At 39.9% G+C, this 18,256-nt stretch carries 13 protein-coding genes; all 13 read right to left on the reverse strand.

Annotated elements, in window-relative coordinates; all coding sequences use genetic code 11:
* Window positions 1-29: 29 nt before the first annotated feature.
* Window positions 30-1,454 carry a FecR family protein gene (locus KKH91_06945; protein ID MBU0952537.1) on the reverse strand — a complete coding sequence of 475 codons (1,425 nt, stop codon included), beginning with the start codon at window positions 1,452-1,454 and terminating at the stop codon, window positions 30-32.
* 42 nt (window positions 1,455-1,496) lie between these two features.
* On the reverse strand, window positions 1,497-8,294 hold the full coding sequence (locus KKH91_06950; protein ID MBU0952538.1) for a carboxypeptidase regulatory-like domain-containing protein: 6,798 nt from the start codon (window positions 8,292-8,294) through the stop codon (window positions 1,497-1,499).
* Between the two features lie 154 nt (window positions 8,295-8,448).
* Window positions 8,449-8,952: an isoamylase early set domain-containing protein gene (locus KKH91_06955; protein ID MBU0952539.1), complete on the reverse strand. Its 504-nt coding sequence runs from the start codon at window positions 8,950-8,952 to the stop codon at window positions 8,449-8,451.
* A gap of 89 nt (window positions 8,953-9,041) precedes the next feature.
* Window positions 9,042-9,605 carry a sigma-70 family RNA polymerase sigma factor gene (locus tag KKH91_06960; protein MBU0952540.1) on the reverse strand — a complete coding sequence of 188 codons (564 nt, stop codon included), beginning with the start codon at window positions 9,603-9,605 and terminating at the stop codon, window positions 9,042-9,044.
* Window positions 9,605-10,354, reverse strand: coding sequence for a hypothetical protein (locus KKH91_06965; protein MBU0952541.1), 750 nt, complete (start codon window positions 10,352-10,354; stop codon window positions 9,605-9,607). Before KKH91_06965 ends, KKH91_06960 begins: the two co-directional genes overlap by 1 nt.
* A gap of 55 nt (window positions 10,355-10,409) precedes the next feature.
* Window positions 10,410-11,108: a ChbG/HpnK family deacetylase gene (locus KKH91_06970; protein MBU0952542.1), complete on the reverse strand. Its 699-nt coding sequence runs from the start codon at window positions 11,106-11,108 to the stop codon at window positions 10,410-10,412.
* A gap of 88 nt (window positions 11,109-11,196) precedes the next feature.
* The gene (locus KKH91_06975) at window positions 11,197-12,240 is read right to left on the reverse strand and encodes an aspartate-semialdehyde dehydrogenase (protein MBU0952543.1); all 1,044 of its coding nucleotides are present in this window, start codon (window positions 12,238-12,240) and stop codon (window positions 11,197-11,199) included.
* Between the two features lie 31 nt (window positions 12,241-12,271).
* Window positions 12,272-13,330 carry a 3-isopropylmalate dehydrogenase gene (locus tag KKH91_06980; protein ID MBU0952544.1) on the reverse strand — a complete coding sequence of 353 codons (1,059 nt, stop codon included), beginning with the start codon at window positions 13,328-13,330 and terminating at the stop codon, window positions 12,272-12,274.
* 32 nt (window positions 13,331-13,362) lie between these two features.
* Window positions 13,363-13,854 carry a 3-isopropylmalate dehydratase small subunit gene (gene leuD, locus KKH91_06985; protein ID MBU0952545.1) on the reverse strand — a complete coding sequence of 164 codons (492 nt, stop codon included), beginning with the start codon at window positions 13,852-13,854 and terminating at the stop codon, window positions 13,363-13,365.
* Between the two features lie 154 nt (window positions 13,855-14,008).
* Window positions 14,009-15,268: a 3-isopropylmalate dehydratase large subunit gene (gene leuC / locus KKH91_06990; protein MBU0952546.1), complete on the reverse strand. Its 1,260-nt coding sequence runs from the start codon at window positions 15,266-15,268 to the stop codon at window positions 14,009-14,011.
* Entirely contained in the window at window positions 15,265-16,842 is a 1,578-nt protein-coding gene (locus tag KKH91_06995) for a 2-isopropylmalate synthase (GenBank protein ID MBU0952547.1), read from the reverse strand. Before KKH91_06995 ends, leuC begins: the two co-directional genes overlap by 4 nt.
* A 9-nt stretch (window positions 16,843-16,851) precedes the next feature.
* Entirely contained in the window at window positions 16,852-17,637 is a 786-nt protein-coding gene (gene pssA, locus KKH91_07000; GenBank protein MBU0952548.1) for a CDP-diacylglycerol--serine O-phosphatidyltransferase, read from the reverse strand.
* 63 nt (window positions 17,638-17,700) lie between these two features.
* The coding region (locus KKH91_07005) for a phosphatidylserine decarboxylase (protein MBU0952549.1) at window positions 17,701-18,256 on the reverse strand (556 nt) is incomplete at its 5' end.

The following is an 18,256-nucleotide window of genomic DNA, read 5'->3' on the forward strand; positions in this document are numbered from 1 at the left end:
AATCGCCTAAATTATTATACAAAGTTTTTTTACTTTATTCCAGCACTTGTAAATAGCTTAGGAGCAACACATAAATCTATCTTTTTATCTTTTCCGGTAAAATTATCATACTTAAAAACAGCTTCCATGTTATATTTCATAGGGTCTTTTAAGTAGGTTTCCGAATCCGGTACTTTGCCATAATCATCCAAAGAGTAATAATCCTCTGAATATGATATCCCGGAAAAAGTAGTATCTTGTTTTGAATGCATTTTGTCACCGTCAGGAAAGGTGGTTGTTATCATGCCGCTTCCAAAACCAGGAACAACATCCTCTATTTTATCCGGGTAAACAGTTCTCACTGGTGCCAGAGGAGCTCCATTATACATTGTTGAATCTTTAATCTTGAAGTAAAAATTAGTGTATTGAAGCTGCCAAGGATCATCCACCCCAGCTACAATAGAACCACCTGCATTGCCATATTTGATGTTATCCACTGTATTGCTTGCACCCATATCATTTGCAACTGTATAATAACTTGGCAGTGTAGCGCCTTTTGTCCAATCCATCCATTTTGTTGCAAGTTTCATATCTGCAGGCACTACATCATTGAATGTTGCAACTCTTTGATACCAGTCAAACCTGTCCTTTCTGCTATTGACAACCACAAGCTTTACTTGATTTGGTTGCAGGCCTACTTCATCGCCACGAACCAAGTATTCTTCTATTCTTACTCTTTTACCAAAAACATCAATAACAGTTTTACCTTCTTGATATTGTGCAAGCTTCATTTCCTGAGCTGCCATCTGTTGAACAGCTTCTTGGGACAAGTCCATATTGATTTCTGCTTTAACAGCAAGTTTCATCTCTTCCTTGCGGGAATTTGATTCATCTTTATTGTCATCACCGCTGAAAGAAGTCGGCGCATTAGGCGGCAAGTCTTTTACAAAGCTCATTTTCTGGCTGGCTCCCACATGGAATTCCCCGCCAGTACCGTCCAATTTAGCTGCGGCTACAAGGCCTTCAAAAACCTTCAATTCCGTTTCATTGTTATCATTTACATCAAGTGTAAAATCAGTGCCCCGGATAGAGCAGACAGCCGTAGGAGTTTTGCACTCAAAAGTCCTTCCTTGAAGGAGTTTTGCTATTTTGAACCTGATTTTGCCTGATTTTTGTTCTAAGACTTTTTGGCCGTCGGTCAAGGTTTTTAATAACAATTCTGATTTGGGGTTTACTGATATCCTGCTGCCATCATAAAGAATGATAGTCGCTTTACTCCTTGAATCAGTTTTTATTGTTGCATTTTCATCTAAAAGCATGCCTGGATAACACTTTATCCAGCCGGATGATTTATTAATTTTAACCGTTACTTTGCCGCGCGATTCACTGACAACAACTTTTGCTATTTTGGCTGAGAATACATAGCTTGCGCACATTGATAAACAGACTGCAATAACCATTAGTTTGTTTTTCATAATACCCTCTCTTTGCGTACCCTGACAATGCAGGGTTTTTCCTTATCTAATTATCGCTAACTTACCTATTTTTTTATCAGTACTGTCTTTTGGATTGGTAAGCAGGTAAACGTATACGCCGCTGGCTACCTTTTCACCGCTCTTGTTCTTTGTATCCCAGATGAGTGTATCGACGGCAGCGTCATTTGCCTTTACATTATCAAATACCAATTCGCCGGCAATATTGAATATTTTAAGCCTTGCTTCAGCAGTAAGTTTTTTGAAAGTAATAGCTACGGCCTGATAGATTGCATCTGCAGTTAAACTCCCGCCCTTCAAAGGATTTGGGTACACATAAGCATCTTTCATGGTTAGGGCTGCTGCGTCTGCACTTCCACCGCCATTACCACCGCCTGCAACATAGAATACTGCAAACTTGGACATATGTTTTACACCCAAGCTTAATGTAAACTTGGACCAGTCAATTGTAGGAGTCCCTGTTGCAGCATCCCATTTTTTAGTTGTTTCATTGTAATTATACAACTTAAGGTCTGCCTCATTATAGTCTAGAGCCGAAGTTGAAATCTGGATTTTGACAGATATCGGAGTATTTTGTGAAATTGTTGCCAAAGGCCCGGACACTAAACGAACCTGCATTTCATAAATGTCGCTTAGCTGAACACCTGGTTTATCCGCACTGAAACATGTGATTGGAGAAGAGAAAGATTTTCTGGAATATTTGCCGAGTTTGGTTGCACCAACTGTTTCATTATTGTATTTGGCACAGAAAGCTTTTGTGCCGCTTGTTAACGCAACTTCATCATCAATTGAACCCGCAGGGACATCTATACCGGATTCATCACCCGAACCAAGAGTAAGGTTTCCTCCTACCATCGGGTTGATAATCTTTTCGCTTCTACCGTCTTCACCAAGATAAAATTTATATTCCGCTTCGCCGGTCAAACCCTTAGAGCTTGTACCTGTGAATTTAAGCTGAAAGTAACCATTAGTAATTTCCTGACCGTTTGGAATGTAAACAAAAAGGAATTCTTTTCTGTTGTCAGCAAATTTTTCTTCTGCGGTCGAAAGCGGCCTTAAAACACCTGAAGTGGTCATTGTTGTAACTACTTCAGTGATGCTCTCTTCCTTTAAAGGCTCAGTGGCATAACCGTAGATATAGTAAAGATCAATTTCATTGGGAAGATTGGCAATATCTATCAAGTCTTCGCTAGAACCCAATGGAATATTTATTCTTGTAAAACCAATATCCTTGAATGCTTTGATAGGCAGAGTTAATTTAAATGACTTCGTTTCAAAGTTCGGAGCATACTGCGTGTAAATAACATTTTTTGTTTCTGAAGAAACAGCCACGGTAACGATACCCGGATCAACAAAAACTTTATTAAACTCCGGTTGTACAAGCACAATATAATACTGCACGCCCGGTTCTACACCGTAAATATCATATCTGTCAACTTCTAAGGTTACAGGGTTGATTGTTAGCGCGCCGAATACTATTTTTGAAAAATCTTTTGTAGCAGCGACTACGATAGAAGCATCAGATTGCGATATTTTAGTCCCTACCTGGGTCCTGATGGTCCCGCCGACTGATAACCCGGCTGTAAGAGCGAGATTACCGACATCCAATGTTTTATTAGCTTCTACAGTAATGTCCTGCCTGTAGGTTGCAAATCCTTTTGCAAATACTTTTATTGAATATTTGCCTGCTACAAGCCCTTTTATTTCAAAGGAACCGTCAACATTTGTTATTATCTTCATGCCTGACATCGGGTCGCCGCTGGAAAGGTCTGACTGCGACTGCAGTAACACCAGCGCCGCAGGATAATCTTCAAACTGCAATCCTTCAATCTGGAACGGCATAATAAGCTTTTCACCACCGGGAGTAACTACTGTACCCTGAACTTTTGCATTTGTTTCTTCCAGGAAAACTGAGGCAATACCGCTTTTAATTACCGAAGCAGCTGTTGTTATATCCTTTACAACCAATATTTTTACACCGTATTTTTTCTGAACATCGGTGAACTTTGTAGGATCATCCGGGCGCACATTTACTTTAACTTCCCAGCTTTTAATCGATGCATTTAACCCTCTGAGTGAAAAAATACCCTTATCGTCTGAAGTTGCATTTATTTTATTGCCTTGTTTGTCTTGCACACTTGAAGGATAGGCCCTGACTTGAACTCCTGATAGGGCAACATTTCCTTTGCCAAATACTTTTCCTAAAATTGAAGTTCCATTTTTAAGTTTTATTGTTCCAACGTCAACATCAGACTGGCTCTCGGGAACCGTAATACCAGCTTTTGAGGTAACCATATAGTTTACTTTTGCGCCAATTTCAGGGGTAATCTTTAACATGTAAGTACCGCCGGGAAGGTTAGGCAGAGTAAACTGGCCCAAACTGGAAGTTTCTGAAGAAATCGTAACTCCTGGCTGATTTGTAGCTCTGTAAGAACCATCAACAAAAGGATAAGCCCAGCATTCCACAAGCACATTCTGGCTTACGGCTTTACCGGTCTCATCAAAAAGAGAACCGATAATTGAAGCGCCTTTTTTCAATTCAATCTGGGGTAAGGCTAACGCTGAAGCAGAAACTTCGATGCTATTACTGTAAACTTTATAATTTTGCGCCTGAACAACGATTATAAATTTCCCAGGAGATACTTTTTCAAAACCAAAGGATTTTGAAGTAAGATTTACACTATTTGCGGATGAGAAATCAACAGAAGTTGTTGCAATAGTTTCACCGGTAGAAGGTTTTCTGAGTGAAACTGATATAGTTTCTGAAACACCAGCTTGAGGCCTTTTGATTGAACCGGTTAAACTTACACCGGCAGACATGGTGAAAACAACTTCTTTCGTTTCATTTGCTCCCAAGAGCTGGAAAGTCTCCGAAGGAATACAGGCATAAGGGTAGTTTACTGCCTTCTCATTGCCGCTAGAATAGAGATCCCTGTTAACTAAAGGATAAGCGTAGTAAACACCTTGTTCAAGGCCGTTTGCTACAAACCTTATGAAAGTACCATTTGCATCAGAGCCCCTATCAGAAAATGCAGCCGTAACAGATATTTCTTTTACGCCAGGCATTTTCATTTGAACTTCCGGCATAAATCCATATTTTTGCTGCATTGAAGAAACCAGGTCTTCTGCAACCTTTCTCATAAATAATGATTGGACGCGCGCCAATCCAAAACCCATACGGTTTTGTGACTGAACACCAGTATATGTGGTAGTTTTTGCATAAATATCATCGAGCATTGCTGTAGTCCCGTAAACCTTGATATACAAAGTTGAAGCGGGTTTTAGGTCAATATTCAGGTAAGTTGTTGTTCCGCTTTGGGTATTCAGTAAAATCCACGAAGTTCCGGAATTTCCTGATGGAATACCAAATAGATTTCCTTCGCCAGGAGGTGTGGCAAATTCAGATGTCCAAATAACCGCTTGGCCAGTAGGAAGATCTGTTACAGTGAAATTTCCGTTAGCATCAGGCACTGCAAACTTGGGCTTTCCGCCATCTGCCTTTGGGTAAGCTATCATTACAGTAATCTTGTTCATAACTATGGTCTTTCCCGAATTGTTTATTATTTTGCCGCGTAATGTACCTGTTGGGTTTTTAAGCGTTATAGTGCTAGGATTGACTGTATCAGTTAATCCAACAAACACTGTTCTATGCTCAGCGTCAGGAGTTACATCAACATCACCAATTCCCTCAAGGTCAATTTCGTAAGTCCCGGAAGAAAGGCCTCTTACCTTATAGTTAGCAATTGACGGGAAACTGATGGTTGTTATGTAAACCTGATTCCAATTCCATGAATTATCTTGCATGGACCTCAACCCTAACTGTATAGGAACACCTGCCGGGGGCATGTTCATCATGCCATTGGGCCAGCCGCCATTATTATCGCCGTTATTGTTGTTATTAGACATCAGGGCGGTTATGTCATCCTGTATGATTATTGCGCCGGTTAAAGTAACTCCGAAGGAAAGATTAATTGTCCCCAAATCAGGGTTGCCTGAATAAAAATCAATTTTACTGCACGCAAATGTACCTGCGGATTCTACATAGAGATGGTAAGACGTGTTTTTCAGAAGGCCGTCGAGAGTAAATTCAGCGGCTGTGGCCCCATTAAGCAGATCGTTTTGCTGGAAACCAACACAAGTACCGGTTCTGCTTTTTCTGTCAAAAGATTCAACACTAAGATTAATCCAGAGATTATTCCTTCCGGTCTCATCAAGAAACTCCTGTGCTGATGCAGTTGAAAGAAAGAGACTCGGCAAGCTTACAATACCTCTTGCCTGAACTGATTTCACTAAACTGATATCTTTTGTAACACCCGCACTTTTTATTTCTACTGTTTCATCTTGTGAGGCATATCCGGGAACTCTGATTTTCATGCTATAAATCCCGGGTTCAAGAGAAATGTTATAAGAAGCTGTTATACTTGATAAATATAGAGTCGAAGAAAGAGGTATTCTGAAATCACTTCTGTACCAGCCGGGGCCGTTCATATTCCACACTTCAACGTTTCCCCAAAGGTCAAAAATCATCCCGCCACCGCCATAAGGATTTGCCATTTCGCCGGCTTTTGGAGGATTTGGCAAATTAACCAACCCTGATAATGTAATTCCCTGGCTAAGCTCAATTGTCCCGGCATTGGTTGCGCCACCGGCAGTTACTTTGATTCCCGGGTTAGGTGAATTGCCCAACTGCGCCATAATATAACCATCTTTTGAAATTTCAAGATTAAAATCTCCGGGCCTTAATCCGGCAACAACAAAACTTCCGTCTTTGCCTGAAAAAGCCATGCTTCCGCCCATAGGGCCGTTTGCCTGAATTCTAGCACCTGGAAGAGGGGCATCATTTGCGTCAGTAACTAAACCATAGATCACTGAAGTTTTTATAGTAATCTGTATGCTTGTTGAAAAATTTGGTACTGCGTCTACATCCTGCTGTTGGTCAAAAACCATAAGTGATGCGGCGAAGTTGTCATTCTTTAAGGGGTTTCCTGCATTGTCTCTTCCTTCCCAACTCATAAGAAAATCCTGAGTAAAGAAATCTGTCCCATCCCAAGTCATGGACCAGCCATCAGTCCAAAAATCCAGGGTTGAATCAAACAATGACGCGAATTGACCGTATTGCTCTTGACTGATAGGGCCGATTAATTTTGAATAATCAGGCCTCTGCATATCGATGAAATCAGTAGGATTTTTCTTCATAAACCTTCTGTTGTCTGTTGTGTAAATAAAAATGTTGTTATTCATCGGCTGGAATCCGGCTTTACCATTTGTATCAACAACAAACTTCATTATTGCGCCATTTTCACCAGACGGCATATTTGTTTTAACCTTGTAAGTGAAAGAAATCTGGGTTCGATCGTCTATTCCATCGTTATCAGGGCTGATGATTGTCGGAGAAATTTTTAGGTTTGCAATTGAAACTTCCGGTTTCGGGGCCAGGTTGATATCAAAATATTTTTCTGTGGATGCATCCGAACCTATAAAAGATTGCCCCTGGTAGGATATTTTATAACCGGCTTTATTTGCTTTTAACTGATAGTTGTACGGATTGCCTGCATAGGAAACTTTAACATTCATAGGGGCGAATTCAAAATTATAATCCTCAGGGGTGGTCCCGGAGTAAGAACCATTTGAGGTAACACTTGCGACGAATATATAACTATTAAAATCTCCGCCATTGCCATATTCCCCCGGGTCCATCAAAGAAATAGCAACATCGCCAAAAGGAGTAGCCATATCTGTGTTTAAGTGCACCCTTCCTTTAATGGTAACCATAACAGTACTAGCCTGAACATCCTGCGAGGCTTGTTGCTGAAGGGTAACATCAACTCTTTGCTGCATATTCCCGCTGTTAAGGTTATACGGCCCCAGGATGATTCTGGGTTCACTGCCCATATCAGGCATATTGTTATTATTTAAATCTGCAAATACTTCTACATAATATCCATTGCCATCAGGAAGACTCAGCAGGTCATAATATCCAGCGCCATTTCTATTGAATCCGGCGCCTATCTGTTGGTAAATACCATTCAGGTCTCCAAATCCTGCTCTTGCATAAATTTTTGTGGTCGAAGCGCCGTTGAAATTTATATTACCAAAAATCTTATTGGGGCCCGTTTGATTATCGCCGCCATTAACCGTCCCAAAAAAACTCATTCCAGACAAGTCATAACCGGCAATAACCGGATTGTGTGAATATGGTTCAAAATTATAACCCGCGAGTGCCGCTGTAATCATATATGGGCCATTTGCTAACCCGGTAAATGAATACGCCCCGCCATCATCAGTTTTTTCATATTTATTTACAGTGCCTGACAAAGATACTGGAACACCGGCCAAGGGACCTGAAACACCTGAAATGGTTCCGGAAATAGTAAATCCGCCCGCCATATAATTCCATGCCGCAATAAAAGTTACAGCGCCATGGCTTGTTGGTGTAGCGCTTTGAATAAGAATTTTAACTGGGATATTATCTGTGGTTTTAAATGTATAGGCATGTCCCTGCAAAGGCTGCGCAGTTGCAGTTGCGCCTGAGGGATCATAAGTGTTTATGCCTTCAAAAGCTGCCGACGAAGCGACAATACCCAAATCTTTAATACCGTCTTCATGTTTTACTTCCAAGAAATCGTAAGTTGTATTGAAAAACAAGTGCAAATCAGATGAAGCTGTCGACCATGGCTGAAATGTTAATATGTCTGGAAGCGTGTCAAAATCTACTGCCTGGTTATCACTTGCGAGTGTAACCGGGTCGGCATTCACCATAGCTGTTGAAAAGATACCTACGAAAAATACGACAGACATTACGGAAAATAGTTTTTTAAACATTTTTTCCCTCCTAAAATAAGATTGATTTAATCCAGGATATAGATTAGTTTGGTTTTTTTGCGAGTTAAATACCGGTGTGTTTTTGTTAATCATGTCTGCCATTATTATAACCTGCTTTTCTTATTCTGTCAACACAGTGTGACAAAAATCACTTTTATATTTTTTCCGTTTGCGCGCTATTTGTATCAAGAATCGAATTGGACTGCCCGAAACCATCATCAATTATTTCCCGCGCTTTCTGGTCAGTCACCCAGTCACTTCCATTTACAACAAACATATACTGGTATCTTCCGGGCCGCAGGTTCATTTCAAGCAACCACTTATCGCCATTTTTAATAAGTTTATTTGCGTTTTTATCCCACTTATTAAAATCGCCTACAATAGAAATTGTTTCGGCATTCCGGTTTATTACGACAAATTTCACTTTTACCTTATTTATAGTATCCATTTTGAAGAAAAGCGATATGCCGATTATCCATAATGCTGCAATTGCCAAACTCCATCTTAATACAAAAAAAGAAAACCCTTCTGTTTGTCTTGGTTTTTCCAGAAGTGAAAGCCTTTGAATAATTTTGGAGGTTAAATATGCGGGTGCGTTTTGTTTTTTTAGATAGGAAGGCAGTATACTTAGTTTCTTTTCGATTTCTGGATTTGTCATTCATCCTCCCTTCACCTATATATACGTTTGAAAACGATAAAAGTTTCACCAAGAATAAATTAGCAATGCTTGTAACAGGCAGGTAACAGCTATTCAGGAAGGTTTTTTGATAATATTTTTTGCGCTCTATGTATACGGGTCTTCACGGTACCAAGCGGTTTTTGTATTATATTTGATATTTCTTCATAAGAAAGATTCTCCAGATATCTCAATATAATTACAATCCGGTATTTTTCAGGAAGAACATTTATAGCGGCTAATATTCTTTCAGCTTCTTCCTTATCAAAGAGCAAAGTTTCCGGGTTCCCTGACTCATCACTAAACTGTACCCTGATTTCAGATTCTTCTAAAAATATTGATGCATCAATTGAAGCGGTCAGATTTTTTTTCTTCCGAAGCATATCTCTTGCAGCGTTTACTGCTATTGAAAACAGCCAATTTTTAAAGGACCGCTCAATATTGTACGCTTTTATATTTTTATAAGCCCTTACAAAAGATTCGCTGGTAATATCTTCTGCGTCGTTGCAATTACCGCAAAACTTAAATACAAGATTGTAAACAGAATTCTTGTATTCCTCTATCAGGAATTTATATGAATCCTGATTCCCTGAAAGGATTTCATTAATATATACCTTTATCTTTTGTTCATCCATCAATGAGTTCCTTCCAAAAGCCTTTTATCCTTATCATATTCTTTCATTTCTTCTTTTATTTCCTTCAATATCTTTTTTCTGAACTGGCCCTTTATTTCAGACGGACTCTTTCCTGATTTTATACCGCTTAATATTATTTCCTGAGCTTCATCAAATTCAATTTTTTTTGTAAATGCGAAAATAAATAATTCTGCAGCCTCATTAATTTGTTTTATCGAAAAATCTTTTTCCAGCAAAGACACAAATACTGCAGCGGCATATTTGCGCTCGACATTTTTTTCTTTAAGCAGAATAAACAAATTTAACAAATCAAGTGTTTTATCAATGTTCACATTTTTATATTTTGCTTCCCTGGTAAGCTCATTAAAACTATTTATAGTAAGCCCCCTGTCAAGATACTCCGCAAGCAATTTAATCTTTTCTTTATTTACATATTTGGCTTCGAAACGCGAGTTTAAAAGTTCCCTGGAAATTCTTAGCGTAAGAGTTTTTTCTTTTATCACTTCTGAAAGAATTTCAAAAGGAACATTCTTAGCTATCCCCTCCCGGGTTCTTAAAGACAAATAATCTTCAGGTAATTTCTCGCTTATAGCGAGGTTAATAAGCGAATCTATTTGGGTTATTTGGCCCGGGGTGAATTGGGATTTTTCGGATAGAAAATTCTTAATTTCACTTGCACTTGCATTTGCATGAATTGCCGTAAAAAATAAAACGACCCATAAAAAGACCCTAATCATTATTTTGTTCATCGTGTTCCTCCAGAGATTCAACTTTTTACCTTTGAGATTGGTTTATTAGCGAGGTTTATTGGTTAAGAAGATCTAGAAATTTTATTAACTGGATATTTTTTTCGTTAAGGTAAGATTTCAGCTGGGGATTGCAGCAAGCCGTGAGTTCATATTCTCTCCAAAGCTCGCCATAACCCGGATGAGTGGCAAGTTCTGCCACGGAAAAATTTTCATCAATATTACCCCAATACCAGCCTTCAATAAAATGTTCAGGAAATATAATCTGATTTTGCTCAATTAACGCTTTATGCCTGTTGAAATCGCCGTTGTGAGAGAAAAATCTCCTGGCAAACCTGATTATTTTAATGCCTTGTTCCCTGGCAACGTCAACGACAACGGGAATAAGTTCATTTCTTAAGTGAACATGATGGCGGCTTGTTATGTGAGGAGGGTTAATTCCTGCATTTTTAAGCCTGGCAATCTGACTTCTGATTTCATTTCTTACTTGCTCAACCGGAGCCGGTTCGGTTACCCAATTGTAAACAACTCCTTTTGTCTGGTCAACATTGAAAAACTTATCAAGTTCTATATGGATACCTACTTCAAGATTTGGGTTTTCTTTAGCTAATCTTATAGCGTCATCAAACGCAGACGAGTAATCAGAAGCTATTATACTCGTGCTGGTAACAACACCGTTTTTATGAGCAGAGATTATCCCCTGATTGATTTTAGCTGTTAACCCGAAATCGTCTGCGTTTATTATTATCTTTTTCATGCCAATCTCATTATATATCGAGTTCCGCAAAACTTCAAGTGTTATTTTAAAAATACTGTTGTTGTTAAAAACATGTAACAGCAAAAAACTACAATAGTTTTTTTGAAATTAATGTTTCTGCTATCTGAACTGCGTTAAGCGCAGCGCCTTTTCTGACGTTGTCTGCTACAACCCATAAGTCCAGCGCGTTGGCGCAGGAAACATCTTCCCTAATTCTACCGACAAAGGTTTCATCCTTGCCGCCAATAGCAAGAGGCATTGGGTATATGCTTTTTTCCGGCAAATCCATAAGCACTACTCCCGGAGCCTGCGAAAGGATTTCCCTGGCCTGCGCGGCAGTAATTTTTTTCTCAAATTCTACATTTATAGATTCTGAATGCGCTGAAAAAACTGGAACCCTTACACAAGTGGCGGTTATTTTCAGCCCCGGAGCATCAAGTATTTTCCTGGTTTCTTTCACCATTTTAATTTCTTCTTTGTAATAGTTAGAAAAAGCAGGGTCTTCGCTTATGCCGCTTATTTGAGGAATAACATTAAAAGCAATCTGGTGAGGATAGGCAGCGGGTTTTGTTTTCACTACTTTAATATCGGGATACGAATCCGCGGTTTCTTTGGACTGTTCATAAAGCTCCCGAACACCTGCTCTGCCGGTACCTGATACAGATTGGTATGTCGAAACAACTATTCTTTTTATTTTGCTATAACGATGTAACGGCGCTAAAGCAACCACCATTTGTATGGTAGAGCAATTTGGGTTTGCAATAAATTTTTTGTCTTTACTTAAATGGTGAGCATTAACCTCAGGAACTACCAGCGGACAGCGGCCATCCATTCTAAAATCGTCGCCATTATCAATAACATAGGCGCCGGATTCCACAGCTTTCCAACCCCACTGTTTTGAAGCGCCTTTTGAACCTTCAGTTCCTGCAAATAGCACGACATCAAGCCCCTTAAAAGAGTTATCATTTGCTATTTCAACTTTATATTTTTTTCCGTTGATTTCTTCTTCTCTTTCGCGAGTAGCAAATATCTTTATTTCCCTTGCAGGGAAGTTACGCTGCTCGAGTACTTTTACCATTTCCGAGCCGACTAAACCTATGCCGACCACTCCAACTCCGTATTTTCTATCCATTTAATTACCTTCTTAATACCCCAGACTCATTTTATATTTCCTTTGCTATTAAATCACCAATTTCTGAAGTCGAGAATCCCATCTTGCCTGCATCCATAGATTTAACTTTGCCGCTGGCAAGCACTTTTCTGATTGCGCGGTCAATGTTGTCGGCAACTTTTGTTTCGCCGAGAGTTTCCATCATCATCGCTCCGGCTGCTATTGTGGCAATAGGGTTGATTACATTTTTTCCGGTATACTTAGGCGCAGAACCGTGGATTGGTTCAAACATTGAAACACCTTCCGGGTTAATATTTCCGCCGGCAGCAACACCAAGCCCGCCCTGGACCATGGCACCCAGATCTGTAATGATGTCACCGAACATATTGTTGGTTACAATAACATCAAACCATTCCGGATTTTTTATCATCCACATGCAGGCAGCGTCAACATAAGCATGGTCTTTTGTTATTTCCGGATATTTTTTTCCAACTGTATCAAAGGTCCTTATCCATAAATCGTGGCCGTAAGTTAACACGTTAGATTTATCAACCATGGTAAGTTTTTTTCTTTTATTGCGTTTTTTGCAGTACTCGAAAGCATAACGGATACATCTTTCAACGCCTTTATAAGTATTGAGCTCAATCTGGGTAGAAACTTCATCAGTGGTTCCTTTTTTAAAAACGCCGCCGATGCCGCAATATAGGCCTTCTGTATTTTCCCTGATTACTACGAAATCTATTTCCTTATCAGTTTTGTCTTTTACAGGAACCCATACTCCCGGGTAATTGATGACGGGTCTTAGATTTATATATTGATCCAGCGTAAACCTGATTCTCAGAAGCAGTTCTTTTTCCAGCAAACCCGGTTTTACCCGCGGGTCTCCCACAGCCCCGAGGTATATCGCGTCAAGTTTTCTGAATTCATCCAGAGCTGAATCAGGCAAAACTTCATTTGTTTTTAAATACCTTTCTGCGCCAAAATCATAATCAACATACTCGCAGGTTACCTTCTCTTTCTTTAAAGAAGCTTCCAGCACTTTCATTCCTTCATGGATAATCTCCGGGCCTACTCCATCTCCTGGCAATACTCCAATCTTGTAAGTCTTCATCTTTTCTTCCTCTCTTTCTTAAGATAAATTTTTTATGCGTTTACAGCGCGCTTCAGGTAAGGTATTAAACCGCCCGAATTAATAATCTTCTGCAAAAATTCAGGGAAAGCAATGAAAGCATATTCCTCATTTTTCGTGAGGTTCTTTATTTTCCCGTTTTGAAGGTCTACTTCAATATTATCGCCTTCGCTTATGTTTTGTGCGGCTTTTTTACATTCAATAATCGGCAGACCGATATTTATTGAGTTGCGGAAAAAAATTCTGGCAAAAGATTCTGCTATCACACACGAAATTCCGGCAGCTTTAATGGCAACAGGCGCATGTTCTCTTGAAGATCCGCATCCAAAATTCCTTCCGGCTACAATAATATCGCCTTTCTTAGCTTTTTTTGAAAAATCTAAATCTATCCCTTCCATGCAATGCCTGCCCAATTCATCATTTTCCCGAAGGTTTAAAAATTTTGCAGGAATTATTTCATCAGTGTTGATATTGTCACGATATTTTATTGCTTTTCCAGTTATCATATTATTCCCCCCCTACTCGCTTACTCCTCTTGTTCTGATTCCGGGCTTATAGCCAAAATGCGCGTTTTGTTAAGGTTCATAAATTTCATTTTAAAGGTATACAACTACCTTCAGGGGCTTTCTGACTATTTTTGCTTCCTGTCTTTCTGCCATTTTATACCTCTTCCGGGCCTGCTATTTTGCCTTTTATAGCGCTTGCTGCAGCTACAGCGGGGTTTGAAAGATAAACCTCGCTTTCAAGATCACCCATTCTGCCGACAAAATTCCTGTTAGTTGTAGCAATACACCTTTCGCCTTTGGTCAATATGCCAAGATGGCCGCCGAGGCAGGGCCCGCACGTCGGAGGATTAACAATTCCCCCCGCTTTTATAAAAGTTTCAATGTATCCCTTTTTTATTGCCTGCATGTAAATCGCCGGGGTTGCCGGGAAAATAAGCAGGCGCACATAAGGGTGAACTTTTTTTCCTTTAAGGATTTTTGCAGCTATCTCTAAATCTTCAAGATGGCCATTAGTACATGAACCTATTACTGACTGGTCTATTGTAATATTCTTAACTTCCTTAACTGATTTTGAGTTTTCAGGAAGATGCGGTAAAGCGACCTGAGGATCCATTTTAGAAACATCTATTTCTACGATGTCGCAATATTGCGCATCAGCATCGGATTTGTGAAGTTCCATCCTGCCTTTAAACCTTGATTTTTCATATTTCAAAGTGATTTCATCAGGCTCGATAATACCGTTTTTCCCGCCAGCCTCGATAGCCATGTTGGACATGGTAAGCCTTTCCGGCATGGGAAGGCTTCTTATTACCTCGCCTGTGAATTCCATTGATTTGTAATTTGCTCCATCAACACCGATTTTTCCGATTGTATAAAGAATCAGGTCTTTGCCATAAACCCATTTTTTCCTTTTACCCTTATAGACAAACTTGATTGTCTCCGGAACCTTAAGCCATACCTTTCCTCTGGACCAGATGGCCGCCAGGTCTGTGGAACCTACGCCTGTTGAAAATGCCCCTAATGCGCCATAAGTGCAGGTATGAGAGTCCGCGCCTATTACAACCTGCCCGGGCCCGACAAGGCCCTGTTCCGGCAATAATACATGTTCTATCCCGACTGAGCCGCAATCAAAGAAATTTTTCAATTTTTGTTCATGCGCAAATTCTCTTACGAACTTGCATTGTTCAGCGGATTTTATGTCTTTGTTCGGCGTGAAATGATCCTGGACTATTACAACTTTATTTTTGTCAAAGACACTCTTCACTCCGATTTCCCTGAACTGCTTAATTGCCAGGGGCGCAGTAATGTCATTTCCAAGAGCAATATCCACATTTGCATCGATAAATTCACCCGGATGGACTTCTTTTTTTCCTGAGTGTTTTGCCAATATTTTTTGCGTTATAGTTTGTTTCATATAGGCTTCACGCTTCCCTTTTTAAATTTTGCATGTGCTATTTTGTTTATCACGTTCAAGTACGACTTTATACTTGCTTCAATAATATCCGTAGAAGAACCTCTGCCCGTAAAAGTCATTCCGGAATAATTTGCTTTTACTATAACCTCGCCCAAAGCGTCTTTTCCGCCTGAAACCGCATGAATAGTATAATCTATCAACTTAGGAACAGATTTCCATTTAAGTTCTTTTGATACGATTTTGTCTATAGCATGATAAGCCGCATCTACAGGGCCGTCGCCGTAAGCTGCTTCTTGCAGGCTTATATTTTTCTTATTCGCGCAAAAACCCAACTTAACTGTCGCTGTAGGTATTACGCCTGAACCGGATGAAGTATGGAAATATTCAAGTTTGAATAATTCCGTTTCTCCGGCAAGTTTTTCTTCAGCGAGGGCTGCTATATCTTCATCAAATACGCATTTTTTCTTGTCAGTAAGTTCTTTGAACTTTGCAAAAAGAGAGTCGATATTCTTTGAATCGACTTTCAAACCAAGTTCGGCAAGCCTTTTGGAAAAAGCGTGCCTGCCTGAATGTTTGCCAAGGACGAGATTATTTGAAGGAACTCCGACGGAATGAGGGGTCATTATCTCATAAGTAAGGCTTTTTTTAAGTACCCCGTCCTGATGTATTCCTGCTTCGTGCGCAAAAGCGTTAGAGCCCACTATAGCCTTATTGGGCTGTACGGAAATGCCGGTAAGGCTTGAAACAAGCTTGCTTGTCTTGTAGATTTGGGTAGTGTCTATACCGGGAAGAATTATCCCGTAGCTTTTTAGCAATTGCTGCCTCGTTTTAAGAATCATTACCACTTCTTCAAGGCTGCAATTACCTGCGCGCTCACCAATTCCGTTGATAGTACACTCAACCTGCCTGGCTCCATTTATCACAGCTGAAATAGAATTTGCTGTAGAAAGACCGAGGTCGTTGTGGCAGTGCACGCTCAAAACAGCTTTATGAATGTTAGGAACTCTTTCGATAAGTCTTCTAATTGTGCTGCCGAATTCATTTGGAATCGCATAACCTACCGTGTCCGGTATATTTATCGTTGTAGCGCCGGCATTAATTGTTTCTTCAACAATTTTGCAAAGATAGTCAAAATCGCTTCTGCCCGCATCCTCAGCCGAAAACTCTACGTCATCAGTAAACTTTCTGGCATATTTTACCGCGCGTTTTGCAATTTCAAGAACTTCTTCGCGGCTCTTTTTAAGTTTGTACCTAAGATGGATATCGCTGGTCGCAATAAACGTATGGATTCTGCCTCTTTTGGCAGGCTTTATCGCCATACCGCAAACCTCAATATCTTTTTCTATAGTCCTGGCCAAACCTGCAATAATAGGCCCTTTTACTTCTTTAGCTACGGCTTTTACAGCTTCAAAATCGCCCGGGCTGGAAATAGGAAAACCTGCTTCCATTACATCTACACCAAGCCTTGCAAGCTGGTGAGCTATTTCGATTTTTTGTTCTACATTCAAGCTGGCTCCGGGAGACTGTTCCCCGTCCCTGAGTGTAGTATCAAATATTATAATTTTGTTTTTCATTTTTTCTCCTTATTGATCCCCATTCAATTTCTCGCGCCTTTTTTCGTGCTGCATTTTATTTATTCTCCACAAAAATTCGATTACCCCCGAAAGAACATAGATCGAAAAGATTATGAAGATCATGTTCTCCGGGTAAGATAATATCAGCAGCGCTCCTACTACTATCAAAATGAACGTTCTCAGTGATATTTTTTTGAAAATCTTTGATTTTGAAAAACTTATATAACGAAGTTTAGTAATCATAAGAAAGCCTAACACCAGCATAATTAACGGCATAAACTGGAATATATAAGGGACCCTGTCGGTTACCAGGGGTATTGTTTTCGTAGTTACGCCTTGTTCGAATTTTTGAAAAACACCAAATATAAGCACAATTGAAGCTAGAATTCCGCCTGCCGCCGGGCTGGGCAAGCCTTCAAAATATGTGACTAAAGATTTCGCTTCAAAGGATTTAATATTATATCTTGCAAGCCTGAGAGCTCCAAAAACGACAAACAGAAATGCCACGGCAAGACCAGGGAGTTTATAGTCTTTTAGGACAAGGAAATACATCAGCACTGCCGGAGCTATACAAAAAGAAGTAATATCGGCAAAAGAATCAAGTTCTATACCAAGGTAGCTGGTTGTTTTGGTGACCCTGGCAATAGTTCCATCCAATCCGTCAAAAACCATGGCTGCCATTATCAGCCAGGCAGCTGTAGAGTAATTCCCCTGGGCTGAACTGATAATCGAATAAAAACCCATACCAAGATTACCTACGGTAAAGATACTCGCTATATAAATTCCAAAACCCATAATTACCTCTTATGTCCTATTTAATACCCCATGCTACACGCTAAGAAGTGTATGGGGTACTTCCTATTTAATTTCTCCGATTATCGTGATCCCTGCTTTTGCTTTCTCTTTTACTTTTACCTTAATATCTACATTTTCAGGGAAGGTTATATCAACCTGAGAACCGAATTTTATCATCCCAATGCGCTGCCCTTGAACAACCGTATCGCCTTCTTTAACATAACTGACAATACGGCGGACCATCACTCCTGCTATTTGTTTCACATCTAACGCTAAAACGTTGTTTTTAATGGTTATAACGTTCTGTTCGTTCAAATCTGAGGCTTTAGGAACGTATGCCGGAAGAAAAGCGCCCTTTTTGTACTTGACCAAACTGACAGTTCCATCAACAGGGGCTCTCTGAACATGAACATTGAGCGGCGACATAAATATTTCAACAGTTTGCAGGCCGCCGGTTTTGACTATATTCAGGACTGTACCGTCCGCAGGAGAAAGTATCAGCTTTTCATCCTGGATTATATTTCTATCCGGGTCGCGGAAAAATATAAGCAGGAAAATAGTTAAAAACAAAAAAACTGCAGCAACAACATAAAAGAACCAGTGTAACCTTGTCAAAATA

This window comes from Elusimicrobiota bacterium (assembly GCA_018816525.1).
In the GTDB taxonomy this organism is placed as follows: domain Bacteria; phylum Elusimicrobiota; class Endomicrobiia; order CG1-02-37-114; family XYA2-FULL-39-19; genus OXYB2-FULL-48-7.